We start from the raw sequence: 20,593 nt of genomic DNA on the forward strand, positions 1-20,593 counted from the left end.
TATTTTGAATTGCTAAATATGCTTTATTTCAAAGGCCACAGTCCGTTAGGGTTAAACTTGTAACGCCACAACTCTCCCTGCGCATCCTGCCCAAGCAAATCCGTACCTGATGGTATTACGTTTACATACATATCCCAGCCACTTCCTACCTGCACCCTGCTGCCAAACACACCATTCTCGGTTAAAGGGTATTGCCACATGTTTCCGTTTGCCTCAATGGCTATGAGGGCATCTCCATATGGAAAAATATTAACAAACGTATTCCAGCCAGCACCTATACCACTGATATTGCCATAATCAAAAGACCCATCTTCCTTTAAGGGATATTTTGTCATGTTGCCCGCAGCATCAATACCTAAGAGCAACCCCTTGTAGGGAATTATCTTTGAGAAAATGCTCCAGCCAAAACCCACCGTTACCCCCTGACCTAAATTTCCATTGGGATCAATCCCGAATTGTACAATATCCTGGCCGCCATCCTTATTTCGTGCTATTAACCTGTTGCCTCCATAATAAAAAGCCAGATTAAAAGCATCCCATCCGGCACCTATGGTAGCTGGTGTTGTATTATACACCCCTGCAGCATCCGGTTTATAAAGCAGTAAGTTGCCATTGGCTGGATCTCTTCTGATCAATTTATCATTGAACCCAATCAGGAAACTACCTCCTGCAGCACCAAAGGAGGCTGCTTTTTCCCGGGGTACCTCTCCTGGTGCATAAGACCCTGTAACCAGAAAATAAGTAGTTTTCAAAGCCTCGTTCACGTTAGTTTTCCCTCCGGCATCCTGCATCGTTACCGCCAGCATATAGGTTTTAAAAGGCTCTATAAATCCTTTGCTTTTGATGATGAGGTTTAATGCACCTGTAGAATGTTGTCCGGCACCAATCACTGCAGCTGATTGCTCCAGGGCATAACTTCCTTCCGGCATCATGGTATAGTCTGTGCCATGCGCTAAATTATAGGCATCTACTGCAGCAGGCAACACGCTGAAACTAACGGACACATCAACAGATGCAGGGGAAATCCCTCCCAGGAAAGCACTGTAAGTGATGGTATCTGGTTGATCAGTAATGCTGACCCGGTTTTCCACCGGATTCCGGGTGGCTTGCGGCATATATACCTTTGCGTAATTGTCCGCTCCCGGGAAATCCGATTTTACCGGTACATCTTTATTACAGGCTATCAGCATCGTGGCCGTTAAAGCCGCTAATATTAACTTGTTCATGTTATTACAATTTAAGTAAGCTTACCAGCCTGGATTTTGAATCAGATTAGGTGATCTGTCGATTTCTCCTTGTGGAATTGGAAACAAATAGTGTGTAGGTGCATTGAACACCCGTTTTTCAATAAGCGTACGTTTGTAATACGCTTCATCCTGCAGGCTGTTACCAGCACTCACATTCATACCATACACTTCTGCATTATCTGTTTGCGCGGCTGTTTTCCAGCGGTGGCAATCGAAGAAACGATGCGATTCATAAGACAATTCTATTCTGCGCTCCTGTCTGATACGCGCCCTCATCTGAGTAGCATTCAACCCGGTAGGTAACTCCGGCATTCCTGCCCGTGTGCGGATAGCATTTACATACTTATATACATCCGCTACCGGACCAGCAGCTTCATTCAGTGCTTCTGCATAGTTAAGGTACATTTCACCCAGCCGGAAAAAGATCCAGGTTTTAAGCGAAAACTTACCTTGGGCGATTACAGAAGTAGGATCCAGAAATTTCTTCACCAGGTAACCGGTAGTATTATAATCACGGCCAGCATTTCCCCTGCCATCAGCGCCCGTTTGCCAGAATTGTAATTGGCGGTCGATAAAAAAGGCACCATTAAAATTAATAGAAGCATAGAATCTGGGATCCCGGTGCACATACATATTTCTTACACCTGCCATCCAGCGCCCCGCCATTGCATCCGTTGCAAAACCGGCTTCCTGATAACCGGAGGCTGTGTTAATAATGGGCGATCCATCAGCGGTATAACCTGTAATCGGCGCCAGGCCATTATCCATCTCATAAGCATCCACCTGTGCCTGTGTAGGGTTCCACCCGTTCCAACCACCCAGGCTTCCCGGAAATGCACATTTCTCCATCCAGCCGTCCCGGCCACAATTCCTGGCAAACAAGACCTCTGAATTATTATTTTCAATAAATAACTGCTGGTAATTTTTTACGGGATCTGTATACTTTTTAAAGAGTTCATACCCTGCAGCCTCACATTTATCAATACACTCTTTGGCAGCAGCCGCTGCAAGCGTCCATTTTTGTGCATCATGTGTTTCAGGAAAAAGCTTTGTGCCCTCTTTATCTGTAAAAGCAGCATAATCACTATTCCCGTTCCAGATAGGGCTGGCCCGTTGCAGCAACAGCCTGGCTTTTAAAGCAAGTGCAGCTGCAGCTGTAGGACGGCCCAACAAGCGGTCGCTCTCCAATGTCATAGGTAATAAAGTAATTACCCGGTCGCATTCTCTCAGAATAAAATTGATACAGCTATCCAATGGTGCTCTTTTGTATTGCGTAAAATCATCGGCTATACCCGCTGCATAATCCATAATAGGTACCCCCCCGTAGATTCGTACTAAATTGTAATGATAATAAGCCCGCAGAAAAAGAGCTTCCCCAATCCAATGATCTCTTATTGCTGTAGTAAACTCATTATCAATGGGCGTAATTGGAATGTGCTTCAGGAAAATATTGGCTTTTCTGATCCCTTCATACATATTTTTCCATATCTGACCATTCACATTGTAAGCATTCCAGGAGCCTTTATTCATCAGCTTGGAGAACTTCTCCGGCCAGGGCACATTCATTTCATCTGAAGCAATAATAAAAGGATTAGGCTCACCCATATCCGTAAAATAGATCCCAAGCGGTAATCCGGCATAGATATCTGTTAAAAATGCTTCTGCATAGGTTCTTTTCTCAAATGCAGCTTCTATTGTGATATCTTCATCGGGAGATTTATCCAGGAAGTTTTTTGAGCAAGACGTGACTGCTATCAACATAGCTAAGAAAAAGTAAGTATAACACTTCATACCAAAGAATATTTAGATGTTGATAATTTCATCATTTAAAGTCTACCTGCAGGCCCACGTTTAAGGAGCGCTGCAAAGGATACCCACCAGTACCATTATCCGATTCAGGGTCCATAAACTTGAGATGATCCCAGGTATACAGGTTCATCCCATTCACAAAAAACCGCAGGGATTTCAGTTTCAAACGCTCTGTAACTAAGGCGGGGAGGTTATATCCTATTTCAACATTGCGCAACCTCAGGTAATTCCCGTTCCTCATCCAAAAATCAGAAAGCATGTAGTTATTAGGGTTATTTCCCTCATCAATGGCGGGATACCGGGCATTAGGATTCGATGGTGTATAACGGTTATCATAATACTCCCGTATTACATTGTTCACACCTATGCCATCATAAAATGCAAACATGGATTGTCCGCCAATATAGATACTGCTGTTTGCGGCTCCTGTGAAGTAGATACTTACATCAAAATTCTTGTATCCCAGGGTACCTCCAAAACCAAATGTCATTTCAGGCAAACGTGGATGCCCTACGGGCAGCCTGTCGTAGGAATCGATCAAACCATCTCCATTAATATCCTTATACTTTATGTCTCCTACCCTGGGCTCGGAAAACATTTGCTTAGGGCTGGTAAGAATATCTTTTTCACTCTGAAAAAGTCCGTCAGAGATAAAAGTAACTTCCTGTCCCAAACGCTGACCTCTTGAGTTCAGATATGGATAACGTGGTAGTGCGGTAGCATCTTCTATCACCTCATTCCGGGCAAAAGTGAAGTTGCCCCTGAAGTTGTAGAAAAAGCCGCTTTTTAAATTATTCTTCACTTCCAGTAATGCATCTAACCCTTTATTACGTACAACTCCCAGATTGCCATTAGGAATAGACCATGGGAAGAAGCCGGTAATATCAGGGACTGTTCTTTGTTGTAATAAGATTCCTTTCCGATGCTCCCTGAACATATCCACCTGCAGGGTTACTTTATCATTCCAGAAACCAATATCCAACCCAATATTACTTTTACGTGCCCGTTCCCAGGTAACATCCGGATTCCCTGTCTGGTTTTCTTCCATGCCGGGGTACAGTTGCTGATCAGCACCAAAATAATAAGACTGACCACCTGTACGGATAGTACTCATAAACAGAAAGCGGTAATCACCGATATTGTCATTTCCTACCAATCCTGTAGATCCCCGCAGTTTTAAATTGCTTATTACGTCCACATTCCAGAAAGCCTCATTAGACACCACCCATCCGGCAGAAAACGCAGGAAAGAAACCAAAGCGTTTTCCCTTGGGAAAGTTCTCTGACCCATTATATCCGAAATTTACTTCTGCGAGATAACGGTTATCATATCCATAAGTAACCCTTCCCGCAATACCGCGGTTACGATAAGGCAAATTCAACAGAGAGGTACCAGCAGTAAGAAAGACCTTATCCCGCTGGTTATACAGGAACATACCCGTAACAGTATGTTTGTTGATATATTTTTCGTAGTTCAGTTGCATTTCTGTATATATCATGCGGTCGCTGGAAGCACTTACCCCATATGCCATAGGTTGCTCTTCGCGGTAAGGAGCACTATACATATCTTTACCGTCCCCATCTTTACCGAGATATCTTTTTACGAGGAATGCCTTGCTACGTGGGTTGGTAGTGCTTGCATTGCGGTCGTAGGCAAACAGCCCTCTTATAGAAAGCCCTTCAGTTACAAGGCTGGACAGATCCCAGCGTGCACCAAAAGTACCTTGCAATGTACTCAGGTCATTGGTCGTATACCCCGACTGCGTAGTCAATGCCCAGGGATTCCCCCCTACATAAGTAGATGCACCACCGGGAGTACCATCCGGGTTGCGCACCGGATATGCAATAGGTGATATTGTTTTCATCATACCAAAGATGGTACCGGACGCAGCACCAGGATAATTACCATTTTGGATAATTCCTCCCAGTCCTAATTGCATAGTCAGGCTCTTAGAGAGGTTGATATCAACATTGCTTCTGAAATTGTACCGCTTGATTTTAGCATTGGTATTATACTTATTACCAGGATCCTGTTGGTATAAACCATCCTGTACCGTATAACCCACGTTGGTATAATATTTTATAATATCGCTGCCCCCTGTAACACTAAGGTTATTAATGGTTTGCCAGGTTTTTCTTTTTAAAACGGCGTCTGTCCAATTGGAGTTGGGATACAGATAAGGATCTGAGCCATCATAAAATTTTTGCAGTTCCTCTTCACTCCAGCGTGGGGTCCGGTTATTATTAAGACGGGCCTCATTCATCAAACTTGCAAATTCACCTCCGTTGATATATTCGGGTAAGCGCAGGGCTTCCAGGGATGCCACCTCAGATCTGAAGGTGATATTAGGCTTTCCCAGGGCACCACGTTTTGTATTAATGAGGATTACCCCATTCGCTCCCCTTACACCATATACTGCAGTAGCAGAAGCATCTTTTAAAATGGTAAAGCTTTCAATTTCCTGTGCGTTAATCTGATTCATATTACGCTCTACCCCATCAATCAATACTAAGGGAGCATTGCTGCCAAAAGTGGCCAGTCCGCGTATATATACCTGAGCGGCATCATATCCGGGCTCTCCACTCGCCTGCCGGGTAATAATACCTGGCAACTTACCCGCGATCGCATTTGAAATGGAAGGGGTCGCCACTTTTGAAATTTCTTTGGTAGTGATGCTGGATACCGCACCTGTCACGGAGATTTTCTTTTGTTTTCCAAAACCTACCACCACCACTTCACTTAATTTATCCAACACGGGAGCAAGTGTAATATTGAGGATTTTCTGGCCATTAACGGGCACTTCCTTTGTAGTAAACCCAACGTGAGAGAGGACCAGTATGGCATTAGCCGCAACCCTTAATTGAAACACTCCATCCGGATCTGTAAACGCTTTCGCATTATCTGCTTTTACTGCAATACTTACATTAGGCAGCTTAGTGCCATCATCGGCCAATACTGTACCGGTTACAATGAATTTTTCGTTCTCTGTTGCCGTCTTTTTTGTGGCAGGGACATCATCAATTACCTGCGCCTTTACAATGGGAGTAGTGAAAGCAAACAGGCACCCCCATAGAAGTATGATCCTGGGCTGGCAGCACCGTAACAGATCTTTTGCTGTTCTCATAGAAGTGAAATTGATTTTTTGTTGATAAAACTTAAATAGCAATAACGTGGACTTATGGACATTACATACCTGCTATCGTATCCGTAAATACGCAGTGTATATGTGCAAACCTACTTTGCACTTCTTCTCATTTTTGATTGCTCTACATACTATCGCTGATAAACGCTATGATCACTTGCATTTACCGATCTACCAGGGAGACAATTCAAATATATACAACTTGCACGAATGCGCAAAATAAAAACGCAAAATAAAATATTAATTTATCAAATGCCCTGCTTTAAACAACTTTCTTTATCTTTTCATTTAAGTTTGTACTATGATTAAGGAGGAAAGACATAAGCAGATCATGCGGGAAATTAACCTGCACAACAAGGTCTTATCTGCCGACCTGAGCAGATTACTGGACGTATCCGAGGATACTATCAGAAGGGATTTTAAAGAATTGATTGATGCCGGAAAGATCCTGAAAGTACACGGGGGAGCCATTTCCCCGTCATTCCACTTCCCCCATAATATGCAAAGCGAAGTGTATGCACTGGAAGCCAAACAGACGATTGCAGAAAAAGCCAAGAAGCTTTTAAAGAAGGATATTACCGTACTGATTGAAGGAGGTACTACCATTATCCAGCTGGCCAAAGCTATTCCCAAAGACCTGCGGGCTACCTTCTTTACCCTGAGCCCCCAGGTAGCCATTACCCTGGCTGATCACGAGAAACTGGATGTGATCACCATCGGAGGCAAACTGGGTAAAAATGCCAATATTCTGACCGGCGCAAGTGTTATTAACCAACTAGCGGAAATAAAGGTTGATCTCTGTATAATCGGTGCTAATGGCCTGTCTCTGGCAGATGGACTTACAGATTCCGACTGGGAAATTGTACAGGTAATAAAAGCGATGATTCGCTCTTCCCAAAAGGTAGCAGTGCTGAGTATTGCCGAAAAGCTGAATACCGCACAGCGGATCAAAGTATGCGACACCCACGCATTAAATTATCTGATTACAGAATTACCCCCTACTGACCCCTCACTGGCGGCTTACAGATCTAATAATTTCGAACTGCTCTGACGGCAACAAAAAGCAGTACAATTCAATACAGATAAGGGAAAGGGGATTTTTACACCAGACACATCCCCTTATCCCACCGGATATTTCTTTGCCTAAAAGTTGCAATCCTTAAAAAATGCGTTTATACTTGTTTCATAAACGCACAAAAACGCAAACACTTATTTTCGTCCGGGTGGCAGACAAGGGAAAGTATATCCCTTATCACTCTTAATCTGAATAATATGATATTAATAGCAGACAGTGGTTCAACCAAGACCGACTGGTGCCTGATGGCAACTGATCAGCCACTCCGTTACTTCACCACAGAAGGATATAATCCCTATTTTGTTGATGCAGATTATATTACTACCTCTGTCAGAAATAACCTTCCTGCCGATATAGACCTGCGGCAAATTGACACCGTTTATTTCTATGGAGCGGGATGCCAGGATGATAATCCGGAAATCATGCTCAACCTGCTTCGCAATGTCTTTCCCTTTGCAAAAAATATACATGCTGAAGTGGATCTGCTGGCTGCTGCGCGGGGTCTGCTCGGTACACAGCCGGGATTTGCCGCAATCCTGGGTACAGGCACCAATACCTGCTTATATAATGGTACACATATCACCCAAAATATTGACTCCTTAGGTTTCCTGCTGGGGGACGAAGGGAGTGGTGCAGCTATTGGGAAAAATGTACTGAGCGATTTTCTCCGCCAGAAAATGCCGGCAGCAGTATTGCAAACATTTGTGGCCACCTATGGCCTGAGTGCCGGAGCAGTAATGCACCAGGTTTATTCCACTCCAATGCCTAACCGCTACTGTGCTGGATTCGCCAAATTCCTGACCCTGCCGGATATGGATACCAACTATGCAAACAACATCGTCAGAAACGCCTTTGAATCCTTTTTCCAGCAACTGGTTACTGCCTACCCTCAGTATACCCAATACCGTTTTAACTGCGTTGGATCAGTTGGTTTCCATTTCAGGGAAATATTAACCGCTGTAGCTGCTTCTTTTGGGATGAAAACCGGTCGTATTACCTGCTCACTGATAGAGGACCTCGTTCAATACCATCGTACACACGAATTACCTGTAAAATAACTATTGCAGGCCGGCATCCATACTGAACCGACTGCTATTTCTCTTTCTCCCATGGATTTATGTTGAATAATATATTAGATTTGAGCGCTGTGATAACTTCCTGTTTTTCACCTTGATCATTATTATTCAACAGGCTTTGGGAATGAAAGTAAAGCATCACGAACAGCCCCCGGGGGTAAAGGAAATTGCAAGAAGGGCGAATGTATCCATCGCAACGGTAGACAGGGTCATTCATAACAGGCCCGGCGTTTCTACCAAAACCAGAGACAACATAGAACGTATCATCCGGGAGCTAAATTATCAGCCTAATATACTGGCCAGAAGGCTGGCTTCCAGAAGTGTGCTCAAGCTGATATCACTTATCCCAAAAACATCTGTTGAAACTGATTTCTGGGAGGCACCGCTCGCCGGAATCATGCAGGCAGCAGAAGAAATCCGGCAATTTGGTGTGAGTATTGAAAAGTATTTTTTTGACCTGAATGATAAAAAGTCTTTTATTAAACAAACCAGGCTGATACTGAAACAAAAACCAGATGGGATTTTACTGGCGCCTTCCTTTATCAAAGAATCGATCGCATTCGTGCATACCTGCAGGGAATTAAATATTCCGTATGTTTTCATTAATTCAGACATCCCCCAACAGGAAAGCCTTTGCTACATAGGGCCAGACCTGTTTCATAGCGGATATTTAAGTGCACACCTGATGAGTTATTGTGTTCCTGAAAACGCACCTATTCTGATCCTGAATATTTCACGGGAAATGGAAGACCACCACCATTTGCTAAGAAAAGAGGAAGGATTCAGGGCTTATTTTAAAGACAAAAAACAATCCATTGTTAAGGTAGATCTTCAACAAACAGATAAATCTGCTATTGCCCGGCAAGTAGCTGCTACCTTAACTACCTACCCACACATTCAGGCTATTTTCGTCACCAATTCCAGGGTATCAGCAGTAGCTCAATACCTGGAAACGGCGAAGAAAAAAGACCTGGTATTAATCGGGTATGATTATATAAAGGAAAACATTTCCTACCTGCAAAAGGGATTGATAGACTTCCTGATATGCCAGCAACCGCAAAAACAAGGCTATCATGGGATCATGGCTTTATATCAAAGCCTTGTTTTACGTACGCCTATAGATAAAGTACATTTTATGCCTATCGATATAATTACTAAAGAAAACTATGCTTTCTACAAAAACTAAGGGAATACTATGGTGCACTTTTTTTTGCCAAGGCCAAAGCTTGTGTGGTAGTATAATATTTTGCCAGCATACCGGCCACTTCCCACTCCGGCATATGTCCTGCCTGTATATACGCCAGGTATTTTTTCATCACCCTGGAAAACAATGCTTCATGTCCTGGTTTATAAACATCCGGGATCATCACTTCCCAGCCTTCCTGTACTTTCTTCAGTTGTATTCCCGGATATTTATCTGCAAGCAAAGTAACCTGCTCCTGCAATTGTTTTTCATAAGCAGGAGTGTCATCAACCGGTACTATATATAAAGCAGGCCGGTATTGCTGTGCAGCATCCTGACGGATCTCCAGTGCTGCTTTTGTTCCCCTGATCCTGGAAAAGTGGGTATCCCCTCCTCCTTCCAAGGCTTCATAGGCCCAGCTAACAGCTACCTGGGCATGTATTCCTCTGATACTATAATCGAAGCTGCCATTTGCATATACCTGTAATACACTGTCCTTGTCGAGGTCCTTGCGCAGATAATCAGGAAAATGCTGTTCACCGGTTATCGCCTCATATTGCTGTAAAGTCATGCCGGTAGGCCAGCGACGGGCAGTAACCATCTTTATATCTTTATGGTAATCGATTACCTGCCCGGGAAAACAGGTCCATTGGATCAAATCCACCAGATGGGTAGTGACATCTACAATGCCTTCGCCTTGCTGGGCTACATCCATGTACCAGGCTGGCCGGATCAATCCTTTTCCGGCAACAGTTTTCCTGAAATGATGAACACTTTTCTTCACCACGGCAGGTGCTGCCAATGACCCCTTCTCTAAAACACCAAATACTTCCGGCCGCAGCAGCAATTCCTGCTGTAATATATTCATGATATTGTAACGCTCTGTCATGATATCATACAACAACACCTTGTTTTTACGGGCGTCTTCAAAGGCCAGCTTCAGAGAATCAAAATCCGCCGCATTTATCGCCATCGGCTTATCTCCCAGCACATGCATTCCGGCAGCTATTGACCTGCGTATATAGGTAGATTTAAGCTGATTATTACCAGCTATTACCACCACACGCCCTGGTGCGCCAGCTACCATCTTCTCCAGGTAGCCAGGCCCGGTATATACCTGCTCTACCCACCTGGTAGGTGAGTGTTGCCGGTTATTAAAACCTGTTACCAACCGCAGATACTCCTGTACCTCCGGGCCTTCCGGTGCATATACCTGCACTATACTGTCTACGCCAGGATACATTTCCTGCTGCACCAATGCCGCATGAAAATGCCCTGGTGCCAATACGACCAACTGCAAGGGAATAGTTTTATCCTTCATCTGTCCACAGGACATTATCATCATAATTAGTGCAGCAAAAACAATCTTTCTGTACATCTCTCAGTAATTACAGCCTAGGCTCCCATCCGGCCTGATACTCCCTTTGCCAGAATTTCATAGCAGCCGCATCATTTTTAATATGACCATTGGCAGGGTCAATATGCAGTGTATTTCCGGAACGGAGTGCAATATTACCCAGCTGGCATAATAAGGTACTCTGATGCCCACCCAATATATCAGCATTCAGTGCAGTGCCCTTACGGATCCCATCCAGGAAGTTCTGCAGATGAAGCGCATCCAGGTCTTCAGCAGGGTTGCTCAGGTTACGGGCGTCAATTGTTTGCTCATTCTTCACTTCTTTGACCACCTTATTCTTAAGATCATATATCGTGTAGGCATTACCATCTATTATCAGCGAACCCGTATCACCATAAAAGATCACGCCTACAGAGCTGCCTTCTACCGGCCGGCCGTTGCAGCTACGTCCTTCCCATAATATACTGGTATTGTTGGGAAATTCCAGCGTTATCACCTGGGTATCAGGTGTTTCCCAATCATCTTTATAACGGTAACGCCCTCCCGCTGAACTCACTCTTTCCGGATAAGTAACGTCTAAGCCCCAGCGCATCAGGTCTATCATATGCGTACCATTATTCAATGCTTCTCCGGTGCCCCAGTTCCAGAACCAATGCCAGTTATAATGTATCAGGTTATCCTTAAATGCTTTCCTGGGGGCTGGTCCCTGCCATAGATCATAATTGAGCCAGGAAGGCACCGCCACTTCCTTTCCTTCTCCGATAGACTCCCGGTTGTTGGTATACCAGCCTTTCGCAAAGTAGGCCCTGCCAATAGCACCCGCCTGTACTTCCCGGATAGCTGCTATAACATTAGGCCAGGAGCGCCGCTGGTTACCCATCTGAATGACTGTTTTATATTTTTCTGCTACGCGTACCAGCAATTCCCCTTCATGTGGATTATGGCTGCAGGGCTTTTCAAGATATACATGTTTACCGGCTTTAGCTGCCAGGATAGCTGCGGGAGCATGCCAGTGATCCGGAGCTGCTACCACCAGTGCATCCAGTTCCTTATTTTCCAACGCCTTTCTGAAATCAGGCACGGCTACCGGCCGTTTCTGCTGTATCTGATTCACTTTTGCAATACATTTCTCTGCGGCACGACTATCTACATCCGATACTGATATGATTTCACAGCCAGGAATACGGGCGTAATTGGAAGCCAATGCATATCCTCTGGAATTAACCCCCATCATTCCCACTTTCACACGATCATTGGCTCCCATGATGCTGGCGTAACTTTTTGCACTAAATCCAGGCAATATGCCACCTAAAGCGATAGCAGCAGTGCCTTTTACCGTATTTTTGATGAATGCTCGGCGGGACTTTTCCATCTTTATTTTATGTTTGGATTGTTGATAAAACAGTTTTTCGGGTACGTACCCGAAAATAGTGTTAATAGTTTGAAATAAAAAGCATTTTCAGTTTTTAAGAACTGCCTCCCGGGAAAGTGGCCTCATAACCTTTTTTGCGGTAGCTTTACAGTGGCATAAACTTATTAAAGTACCCCAAACATGAGTATCCTTCCTAAACTGGCATCAGCACTTCAACGCAGGGACGAGGTCCCTAATCAGGAACTGGCAAAATTGATAGCGGACAAAAGGGATACAAAGGCGATCACCGAACTGGTGCATCACCTTCATAACAAGGATAAAAACATCTCAAACGACTGTATTAAGGTACTCTATGAAATCGGGGCCATACATCCGGATTTAATAGCTGGCTATGCTGACGTATTTGTGGAGTTGCTCACTAACAAAAACAACCGGCTGGTTTGGGGAGCAATGGCCGCCCTGCATACTATCACAGTACAAAATCCGGAGGTGATATATCATGCACTTCCTCAAATACTGGAGGTAGCTGAAAAAGGGTCTGTAATCACGAAAGACCAGGCAATAAGTATTTTAATTAAACTTATGGCGATCAGGAAATATACAGCCCATTCATTTGTTTTACTGGCAGACCAGCTTAAACATTGCCCCACTAACCAACTCCCCATGTATGCAGAACAAGCATATCCCGTCATTCCCCAGGAAAATAAAAAGCTGTTTATCACTATTCTTGCGGCAAGGCTGGACGAAATAGATAAAGAAACCAAACGGAAACGCGTGGAGAAGGTGATCCGAAAGCTGCAATAAAGTATTACAGCAAATCTATTTTGTCCTCTTACCTTTATTACCCAACGTTTTGCTGTTATTGTATTTACACAAGGATGGATATCAAACTGTCAGGCGCTTTGTTATTTTAATATAATTTAACGATATTCACTTATAGTTGTGTGCACTTGATTATTACTGTCCGGTAAATAATAACTAAATGACTCAACTCACCTCTCCTGGTCAACCAGTCAGTCATACCTCCTTAGAAAACTTTTTCCCCGGCTATTTTGCCCTGGTAATGGCTACAGGTATATTATCTATTGGCCTGTTTCTCTGGCATTACGTATGGTTAGCCTGGTTCTTTCTATATCTCAATATTGCTTTTTATGCTATACTGTGGGTGATACTCATCCTACGGATCATTAAGTATCCAGTGATTGTGTGGAATGATCTCCATCATCCGGCCAGGGGCGTTACCTTTCTCACCTTAGTAGCCGGCACCAATGTACTGGGCAGCCAGATCGCTATTATCGCAGGCAATACAGCCATCGCTTTAATCTGCTGGATTGCAGGATTTGTGCTCTGGGCACTTTTGCTGTATACCTTTTTCCTCGTCAACATATTAAAAGAGCCTAAGCCCACTCTTGAGCAAAGCATCAGCGGCGCCTGGCTGCTGATTGTAGTTGCTACAGAATCTGTAGCAGTACTGGGTGCTATTATTGCCAACAGCAGCTCTTTTCACTGGCTCATTATATTTATCTCTCTTTGTAGTTATATGATAGGTGGTATGTTCTATTTTGTGCTGATCGGATTGATTCTTTACCGTTGGCTTTTTCTAAGCATGAAAGCAGAAACACTTACGCCCCCCTATTGGATCAATATGGGAGCTGTAGCTATTATTTCCCTGGCGGGCTCCAGGTTGGTAATGTATGCTAATGCCCATGAACCATTAAGCCACTGGGGAAATTTTGTCCAGACGTTTACCATGTTTTTCTGGGCCTTTGCCAGCTGGTGGATTCCTTTATTATTCCTTATGTTCAGCTACCGCCATTTTATTGCCAGGGTCCCCCTGAAATATGATCCGCAGTATTGGTCTATGGTTTTTCCACTGGGTATGTATGGGGTATGTACTTTTAACTATGCAGTTGTTACAGGATTCACTTTTATTAAACCAATATCTGGCTTATTTGTTATAATAGCATTAGCTACGTGGGTAATTGTATTTATTGGCCTGTTAATTGAAATGCCATTCAGGAAGAAAAAAGCCACGATTCAAGGCTAGAAAGCATCTATAGCCCTCTAAAAAAGTTACTATGCATTCTTCTCTTAATAAAAAAGCACTCCTGATAGCTCTTATAGTTACTGTGGCCTGTGTGGTGATTTCATTCTACGGTTCCCGGAAATTACAGAATTTTGATCCGGCGCTCATTGCTTATTTATTCGGCACCCTGTTTGCCGTGTTTGGAGGTATTTACCGTTATTGTGTATGGCTGCAAAGACCTCCTACCTGGATGTATTTCAAACGTACCTGGCAACTGATCTTTAATGGAAAAATATTTCCCCATATCTTTTTCCTGATAGGAGAATCTATAAAAAACCTGTTATTCCAGCAATTCATTTATGGCAGAAGCAAAAAAAGATGGCTGGCTCACTTTTCACTGGCAACCGGCTGTATGGCAGCTTTTGCAATTACCATTCCACTTACGTTGGGTTGGATCAACTTCACGCTGGATCCGGGTACTGCACTGGATCCCGGCGCTACTAATTTATACACTGCCAATTTCTTTGGGTTTAAAGTAATGGACTTTAAACTGGGTACTCCGCTGGCATTTATCATCTTCCATGCCCTGACCTGGTGCTCCTGGCTGGTGATTCTCGGCAGTGTCATTTTCCTGGTAAGACGCCTTACCAATGCCGGCCTAATTGCTACGCAAACATTTGAAGGAGACCTGCTCCCGCTTATTTTACTGATCATTATATCTGTAACCGGTCTCGGGCTTAATTTCAGCTATGCCTTTATGAAAGGTATTGCCTATGATTTTATGTCTGTCACCCATGCCATTTCCGTTATCCTCTTCCTGGTATGGATACCTTTTGGAAAATTTTTCCATATCATACAGCGTCCTGCACAGATAGGGGCACATATCTATAAACGGGAGGGCATGAAAAAAGGAATGGCGGTATGTCCGTATACAGGGACTTCCTTCGCTACGCAGCTGCATATTGACGACTTGAAAACAGTGACTAAAGAATTGGGATTCGACTTCACCCTGGCTGATGGCAGCTCACATTTAGATTACAGCCCTGAAGGGAAACGCTCTTTGCTGGCCAAAGCCCATTTAAAAGCAAGACAGGAAGACGGTTCCTTTTTTGGATAACCAATACCGACCCGTATTTTAAATAAATTATTATCCGTATGTCAAAACTACCTGTTTCACCGGAAAAGCTTATAGAACAGTTTGGTCCCCACCTGAATTACGCCCCTCAGGAGGGGTATGTAGGCCGGGATGAGCCAGATAAAACCGTGAAAACCCATTGCTGTTTTTGTGGGATGCAATGTGGTATACAGTTGCTGGTGAAAAACAATAAAGTGGTTGGTTTTGAGCCCTGGATGGAGTTTCCTTTTAACGAAGGAAGACTTTGCCCTAAAGGGGTACAACGATACCTGCAAAATAATCATCCCGACCGCCTGCTGGATCCCCTGGAAAGAGTAGAAGGAGAAGGCTTTAAAACCATTTCCTGGGATAAAGCTATGGATCGGGTGGTGGCGGAAATCAAACGTATTCAGCAAACCTATGGTAATGATGCTTTTTCCATTCTATCCGGGGTATCCCTGACAAATGAAAAAAGCTACCTGATGGGTAAATTTGCCCGGGTAGCTGTAAAAACCAGTAACCTGGATTATAACGGCCGGTTGTGTATGGTAAGTGCTGGTGCCGGCAATAAAAAAGCGTTTGGGCTGGACCGTACCTCCAATAATTATTCAGATCTGGAACATGCTGAGGTGATCATTGTAGCAGGCGCCAATGTCAGTGAAACCTTCCCCACCCTCACCCACTGGATCTGGCGTGCCAGGGATAACGGTGCCAAGCTCATTGTAATAGACCCCAGGGTAATCCCATTGGCAAGAACCGCCGAAATTCATTTGCCGGTAAAGCCGGGCACAGACTCTGCTTTGTATGGTGCGATGCTGAAATATCTGGCCGACCACGACATGCTGGATCACGAATTTATAGCCAATCATACAGCAGGGTTTGAAGCAGCACTGGAAGCTGTAAAGGATTATACCCTTGAATGGGCGGAACAGATAACCGGAATACCAAAAGAAAAAATACAACAGGCGGCAGAATGCTGGGGAAAGGCAAAAACCAGTTTCCTCCTTCATGCCCGTGGAATAGAACATCATTCCAAAGGAGTAGACAATGTATTGGGTTGTATTAATCTCGTACTGGCAACAGGGCGTATTGGTAAACCCTATTGTGGGTATGGCACGATTACCGGGCAAGGCAATGGCCAGGGAGGCAGGGAACACGGACATAAATGTGATCAGCTACCTGGCAACCGGGACATTACCAACCCTGAGCATAGAAAATATATTGCCGGCGTCTGGGGGATTCCGGAATCCGAATTGCCCGGAAAAGGACTGACCGCATATGAATTGATTGAAGCTATTCACCGGGGAGAAATAAAAGGCCTGCTCTCTATCTGTTTTAATCCCCTCGTATCCCTTCCCAATAATAACTATGTACGGGAGGCACTTGAAAAACTGGAGTTCTATGTAAGTATCGACTTCTTTTTAAATGAAACGGCCCGGCACGCAGATATCGTGCTTGCCGGTTCCCTCCATGAAGAAGAAGATGGTACTGTTACTACAGCCGAAGGACGGGTAGTACGTATACGCAGGGCAGTTACTCCTCCCGGCAATGCACGCAGCGACACCGCCATCATACTGGAGCTGGCACACCGGTTGGGAGCCGGTGATAAATTTACCTACCCCGACAATGAAGCGATCTTTAACGAGTTACGTGTGGCCTCTAAGGGAGGTACTGCTGATTATTACGGCATTACCTACAAAAAAATAGAAGAAAATATGGGTATATTCTGGCCATGCCCCTCAGAAGAACATCCCGGCACTCCCCGTTTATGGGAAGATAAAAAATTTGCCACTCCCGACGGGAAAGCACATTTTAATCCGGTGGCTTACCGGGATCCCGGAGAGGTAACGGATGAAGAATATCCTGTTGTACTTACTACAGGGCGTGTAGTGTCGCAATACCTGAGTGGTACACAAACCCGCCGTATAGGTAAGCTGGTAGGCCTTGCTCCGGAGCCCCTGGTAGAAATACATCCCGAGCTGGCCCTCAAATATAATATCCGCCAGCGGGAACTTGTCCGTGTTTCTACCCGCAGAGGATCCGGCGAATTTCCGGCCAATATTGTAGAAACGATCCGGAAAGACACCGTGTTTATTCCTTATCACTGGCCAGGCAGAAAATCTGCCAATCAGCTTACACCCGGCACCCTTGACCCGGTATCTAAAATCCCGGAATTCAAAGTGTGTGCCTGCAAGCTGGAACCTTTGGGCACCATCGCTGCTCCGGGAGAAACACAAGCATTTGATAGTATCTGATCACTCTTAACAACTGCTGATATATGGAAATTACCGCGTATAAAACAGACATGGAGTTTTTTGTAGATATGCAACGCTGCATTGGTTGTAAGGCCTGTGAAATGGCCTGTGCGGAATGCGAAACGAACGGACATGAAAGCATGATACATGTAAACTATGTGGAACGTGCTGTGACCATACAAACAACCGTACAGGTATGCATGCACTGTGATGATCCTGTTTGTGCTAAAGTATGCCCGGCCGATGCGATCTCTAAAGATGATTTTGGGGTAGTACACAGCGCCAATACTGCCCGCTGCATTGGTTGCTCCAACTGCGTCATGGCTTGCCCGTTTGGTGTACCGGTGAAACAGGAAAAGTACGATATGATGATGAAATGCAACATGTGCTATGACAGGACCAGCGCTGGCAAAAAACCGATGTGCGCTACTGTTTGCCCCAGCCAGGCACTGTTTTATGGCACCCGGGAGGAAATCAGCCGCATGCGTCCCAATAGTACACCTGTTAATACCTTTATTTTTGGGAAGCAGGTGGTAACCACCAAAGTAAATATCATGATGCCCAAAGGAAGCACACAATTAAAAATTCATTAATTCAGCAGATATGCCAGATCAATCAGAGAAAAATCCAAACTGGAAAGAAGATTTTCCTATTCAGCGCACGGAAGCTACCCGTGTAAGCCGCAGGGATTTTGCCCGGTTTCTGTGCCTGGTTTCAGGTGGACTTGCAACAGGGAGCGCTTATGTGGCAGTAAAGGCTAATTTTTTCCCACCGGAAGAGGTAAAAGGTGAACACTTTGTTTGTAAAATGGAAAGCGTGCCTGTTGGTGGTACCCGCTCTTTTGTACTTGCAGGAAGTACCATTCCCTATATACTCATCCGCTTGGAAAATGGAGAATGGCGTGCCTATGAACAGAAATGCACCCACCTCTCCTGTGCTGTTTTTTATAAACCCGGAACAGGAAAAATAGAATGCCCCTGCCATAATGGTTTCTTTGATGCCATGACAGGAGAACCACTGGAAGGACCTCCTCCAAGACCACTGCCTGCCCTCCAGGTAGTTTTAAAAGGAGAAGATATATATGTTAAAGCTGCGGGTAACGAAGCATAACCCTGACAATCCAGTTGATCATCCATCTAAACTAAAAAACCATGAGTAACTTTAAAGATGCTCAAAACAAAGCACATCCTAATAAATCCAACACGTTGATGTCTGCATTGATCATCATCCTGATCTTAAATGTCAGCATTCAGATATGGCTGTTATACACCGGCTTGAATAATGCATTAGGCGAGAACAAAGGCATTGCCGTTCCTGCATTTATAGCCTCCCTGGTATTATTCCTGATCGGTTTTTTCTGGTTATATTTTTTGCCAATGGGGCAACGTAAAAAAACGGATGATGGATGACTGTTATCTCCCGGATGTATTCATCAGGAAGATAACAGCCACCTCATTCATCGCTATAAATTGGGATTAATACTGGCATCTGTCAATGGAGCCGGAAACCAATAATCTGCTTTCGTAATAGTACCTATAGGCTTAAGATCTGCGTCATTCTTATTCGCATTGGCAGCTTCCACCTGCTCCAGCCGGATCAGATCAAACCATCTGGTAGTCCCCTCCCCTGCAAATTCCCAGGCACGTTCCGCAATAACCATACTAACGAAACCCGCACCTGGTAAATTAGCCGGTGCATCTCCCAGGCCTGCTCTGTTGCGCACTGCATTGAGTGCTGCATAAGCGGCCTCATTCGGGGTGCCGGCAGCTCTTGCCTGCGCTTCTGCATAAATAAGCAACACATGCGCATAACGCAGCATGTGCATTGGCATGGAGGAAGCTGCATTCGCATTTTTCTCAATCCTGAATTTCGCATAATAAGGGTGCTTGGAAATACTGTTTTCCCAGGGTACCAAGGTACCATCAGCCTTATGAAACACCGTATGGAAAGTAATATCCTTTCTTTTGCCGGCAGGAAAACTGGTAAAGAAATTGATCTCCGCATGATAATCTTCCCACCCTCCTTCTTCTGCCGGGATAGTAGGAGCTCCCGTAAATGAATTACTGGCTCCCCCATAATTTTCAGAGGTATGGAAAGCCATCACTTCCTCTTTTGTACCAATGGCGCGGACATCTCCAGCCCATAGTACTGCCAGGTCTGCCAGATCAAAATTGTAAGTTGCTTTATCATCGATTACTTCTTTGGCCTTGCTGGCTGCCAATGCATATTTGGATGCGTCTTTAAGAGGCCAGCCTCCTTCTGTCAGGTAAACATCTGCTAAAAGCGCTTTGACGGTACCTTTATTAGGCCGTCCCGGATCACGTTTGGTAACGCCAATCAATGTTTCCGCTTTCAACAGATCTTCTTCAATAACTTTATAGACCGCTGTTGGCTCCGCTTTTTTTACGTTTAACAGCTCAGGGGTTATCTCATAATCAATCTTCGTTATCAGCGGCACAGGGCCAAAGCCCCTGACCAGCCAGTAATAGCCTAATGCCCGTAAAAAATAAGCTTCCCCGGTAATCTGATCTATCCTGGTCTGATCTCCAACAATTTTAGGAGCATTGGCAATCACATTATTAGCTCCCTGAATCATTTTATAACATCCATTCCATATCCATGCTATATGGGGATTAGCTGAGGTTACTTCAAACTGGTCTATCTGCCTGAAATTGGCTTTATTCCCGCCAAATAAGGTGGTAAGATCATCCCCTCCCATAGCAAACCCTTGCGTATTGGCATTTAAAAAACCTCTTGCCCAGGTACGGGTAACTCCCTTATAAGCACCCGTTAAAGCGGCATCCAAACTTGGGATATCCACTATCGCTCCCGATCCCACAACCTGGCCTTTGGGATCTTCCTCCAGAAACTTGCTGCAACTCATCAGCAACATGCCAAAAAGAATAACCATATATTTTTTCATGATGATCTTTTTTT

At 44.5% G+C, this 20,593-nt stretch carries 16 protein-coding genes; 10 read left to right on the forward strand and 6 right to left on the reverse strand.

The features are described from left to right. Window positions 1–23: 23 nt before the first annotated feature. Genes ABR189_RS09410 through ABR189_RS09420 form a run of 3 tightly spaced genes read right to left on the reverse strand, consistent with a single transcriptional unit; the run spans window position 24 to window position 6,180 of the window. Window positions 24–1,226: a BT_3987 domain-containing protein gene (locus tag ABR189_RS09410; RefSeq protein WP_354660220.1), complete on the reverse strand. Its 1,203-nt coding sequence runs from the start codon at window positions 1,224–1,226 to the stop codon at window positions 24–26. 21 nt (window positions 1,227–1,247) lie between these two features. Beyond that, on the reverse strand, window positions 1,248–3,038 hold the full coding sequence (locus ABR189_RS09415; RefSeq protein WP_354660221.1) for a RagB/SusD family nutrient uptake outer membrane protein: 1,791 nt from the start codon (window positions 3,036–3,038) through the stop codon (window positions 1,248–1,250). A 31-nt stretch (window positions 3,039–3,069) separates the two neighbouring features. Next, a complete protein-coding gene (locus tag ABR189_RS09420; RefSeq protein ID WP_354660222.1) occupies window positions 3,070–6,180 on the reverse strand; it encodes a SusC/RagA family TonB-linked outer membrane protein in 3,111 nt (1,036 codons plus the stop codon). Between the two features lie 319 nt (window positions 6,181–6,499). On the opposite strand from ABR189_RS09420, the gene ABR189_RS09425 reads away from it, so the two are divergent. The 3 genes from ABR189_RS09425 (at window position 6,500) to ABR189_RS09435 (ending at window position 9,535) form a co-directional block, all read left to right on the forward strand. After that, the gene (locus ABR189_RS09425; protein ID WP_354660223.1) at window positions 6,500–7,249 is read left to right on the forward strand and encodes a DeoR/GlpR family DNA-binding transcription regulator; all 750 of its coding nucleotides are present in this window, start codon (window positions 6,500–6,502) and stop codon (window positions 7,247–7,249) included. Window positions 7,250–7,470: 221 nt separating this feature from the next. Beyond that, a complete protein-coding gene (locus ABR189_RS09430) occupies window positions 7,471–8,331 on the forward strand; it encodes an N-acetylglucosamine kinase (protein WP_354660224.1) in 861 nt (286 codons plus the stop codon). A gap of 142 nt (window positions 8,332–8,473) precedes the next feature. Beyond that, a complete protein-coding gene (locus ABR189_RS09435) occupies window positions 8,474–9,535 on the forward strand; it encodes a LacI family DNA-binding transcriptional regulator (protein WP_354660225.1) in 1,062 nt (353 codons plus the stop codon). 7 nt (window positions 9,536–9,542) lie between these two features. On the opposite strand, the gene ABR189_RS09440 is transcribed toward ABR189_RS09435, so the two are convergent. Together ABR189_RS09440 and ABR189_RS09445 are read right to left on the reverse strand one after the other, a co-directional pair. Further along, a complete protein-coding gene (locus tag ABR189_RS09440) occupies window positions 9,543–10,853 on the reverse strand; it encodes a putative oxidoreductase C-terminal domain-containing protein (protein ID WP_354660226.1) in 1,311 nt (436 codons plus the stop codon). 67 nt (window positions 10,854–10,920) lie between these two features. Next, window positions 10,921–12,261: a Gfo/Idh/MocA family protein gene (locus ABR189_RS09445; protein WP_354660227.1), complete on the reverse strand. Its 1,341-nt coding sequence runs from the start codon at window positions 12,259–12,261 to the stop codon at window positions 10,921–10,923. A 180-nt stretch (window positions 12,262–12,441) separates the two neighbouring features. Here ABR189_RS09445 and ABR189_RS09450 point away from each other — a divergent pair, with 180 nt between their 5' ends. The 7 genes from ABR189_RS09450 (at window position 12,442) to ABR189_RS09480 (ending at window position 19,065) form a co-directional block, all read left to right on the forward strand. Further along, window positions 12,442–13,065, forward strand: coding sequence for a hypothetical protein (locus ABR189_RS09450; RefSeq protein ID WP_354660228.1), 624 nt, complete (start codon window positions 12,442–12,444; stop codon window positions 13,063–13,065). Window positions 13,066–13,243: 178 nt separating this feature from the next. Beyond that, a complete protein-coding gene (locus tag ABR189_RS09455) occupies window positions 13,244–14,308 on the forward strand; it encodes a tellurite resistance/C4-dicarboxylate transporter family protein (protein WP_354660229.1) in 1,065 nt (354 codons plus the stop codon). A gap of 31 nt (window positions 14,309–14,339) precedes the next feature. Continuing rightward, window positions 14,340–15,404 carry a hypothetical protein gene (locus tag ABR189_RS09460; protein ID WP_354660230.1) on the forward strand — a complete coding sequence of 355 codons (1,065 nt, stop codon included), beginning with the start codon at window positions 14,340–14,342 and terminating at the stop codon, window positions 15,402–15,404. A gap of 38 nt (window positions 15,405–15,442) precedes the next feature. Then, window positions 15,443–17,656 carry a molybdopterin oxidoreductase family protein gene (locus tag ABR189_RS09465; RefSeq protein WP_354660231.1) on the forward strand — a complete coding sequence of 738 codons (2,214 nt, stop codon included), beginning with the start codon at window positions 15,443–15,445 and terminating at the stop codon, window positions 17,654–17,656. Between the two features lie 23 nt (window positions 17,657–17,679). After that, window positions 17,680–18,249, forward strand: coding sequence for a 4Fe-4S dicluster domain-containing protein (locus ABR189_RS09470; RefSeq protein WP_354660232.1), 570 nt, complete (start codon window positions 17,680–17,682; stop codon window positions 18,247–18,249). A gap of 10 nt (window positions 18,250–18,259) precedes the next feature. After that, the gene (locus ABR189_RS09475; RefSeq protein WP_354660233.1) at window positions 18,260–18,766 is read left to right on the forward strand and encodes a QcrA and Rieske domain-containing protein; all 507 of its coding nucleotides are present in this window, start codon (window positions 18,260–18,262) and stop codon (window positions 18,764–18,766) included. Window positions 18,767–18,807: 41 nt separating this feature from the next. Next, the gene (locus ABR189_RS09480; RefSeq protein ID WP_354660234.1) at window positions 18,808–19,065 is read left to right on the forward strand and encodes a DUF6755 family protein; all 258 of its coding nucleotides are present in this window, start codon (window positions 18,808–18,810) and stop codon (window positions 19,063–19,065) included. 53 nt (window positions 19,066–19,118) lie between these two features. On the opposite strand, the gene ABR189_RS09485 is transcribed toward ABR189_RS09480, so the two are convergent. Next, window positions 19,119–20,579 (reverse strand): RagB/SusD family nutrient uptake outer membrane protein, encoded by a 1,461-nt coding sequence (locus tag ABR189_RS09485; RefSeq protein WP_354660235.1) that lies wholly within the window; start codon window positions 20,577–20,579, stop codon window positions 19,119–19,121. Window positions 20,580–20,593: the final 14 nt, after the last annotated feature.

It is taken from the genome of Chitinophaga sp. H8 (assembly GCF_040567655.1).
GTDB lineage: Bacteria > Bacteroidota > Bacteroidia > Chitinophagales > Chitinophagaceae > Chitinophaga > Chitinophaga defluvii.

Excerpts from the sequence above, each read along its gene's own strand:
- ABR189_RS09440 (WP_354660226.1), bottom strand. The coding sequence starts at position 10,853 with ATGAAGGATAAAACTATTCCCTTGCAGTTGGTCGTATTGGCACCAGGG.
- ABR189_RS09475 (WP_354660233.1), top strand. The coding sequence starts at position 18,260 with ATGCCAGATCAATCAGAGAAAAATCCAAACTGGAAAGAAGATTTTCCT.
- ABR189_RS09410 (WP_354660220.1), bottom strand. The coding sequence starts at position 1,226 with ATGAACAAGTTAATATTAGCGGCTTTAACGGCCACGATGCTGATAGCC.
- ABR189_RS09445 (WP_354660227.1), bottom strand. The coding sequence starts at position 12,261 with ATGGAAAAGTCCCGCCGAGCATTCATCAAAAATACGGTAAAAGGCACT.
- ABR189_RS09415 (WP_354660221.1), bottom strand. The coding sequence starts at position 3,038 with ATGAAGTGTTATACTTACTTTTTCTTAGCTATGTTGATAGCAGTCACG.
- ABR189_RS09420 (WP_354660222.1), bottom strand. The coding sequence starts at position 6,180 with ATGAGAACAGCAAAAGATCTGTTACGGTGCTGCCAGCCCAGGATCATA.
- ABR189_RS09485 (WP_354660235.1), bottom strand. The coding sequence starts at position 20,579 with ATGAAAAAATATATGGTTATTCTTTTTGGCATGTTGCTGATGAGTTGC.
- ABR189_RS09430 (WP_354660224.1), top strand. The coding sequence starts at position 7,471 with ATGATATTAATAGCAGACAGTGGTTCAACCAAGACCGACTGGTGCCTG.
- ABR189_RS09425 (WP_354660223.1), top strand. The coding sequence starts at position 6,500 with ATGATTAAGGAGGAAAGACATAAGCAGATCATGCGGGAAATTAACCTG.
- ABR189_RS09460 (WP_354660230.1), top strand. The coding sequence starts at position 14,340 with ATGCATTCTTCTCTTAATAAAAAAGCACTCCTGATAGCTCTTATAGTT.
- ABR189_RS09465 (WP_354660231.1), top strand. The coding sequence starts at position 15,443 with ATGTCAAAACTACCTGTTTCACCGGAAAAGCTTATAGAACAGTTTGGT.
- ABR189_RS09450 (WP_354660228.1), top strand. The coding sequence starts at position 12,442 with ATGAGTATCCTTCCTAAACTGGCATCAGCACTTCAACGCAGGGACGAG.
- ABR189_RS09470 (WP_354660232.1), top strand. The coding sequence starts at position 17,680 with ATGGAAATTACCGCGTATAAAACAGACATGGAGTTTTTTGTAGATATG.
- ABR189_RS09480 (WP_354660234.1), top strand. The coding sequence starts at position 18,808 with ATGAGTAACTTTAAAGATGCTCAAAACAAAGCACATCCTAATAAATCC.
- ABR189_RS09435 (WP_354660225.1), top strand. The coding sequence starts at position 8,474 with ATGAAAGTAAAGCATCACGAACAGCCCCCGGGGGTAAAGGAAATTGCA.
- ABR189_RS09455 (WP_354660229.1), top strand. The coding sequence starts at position 13,244 with ATGACTCAACTCACCTCTCCTGGTCAACCAGTCAGTCATACCTCCTTA.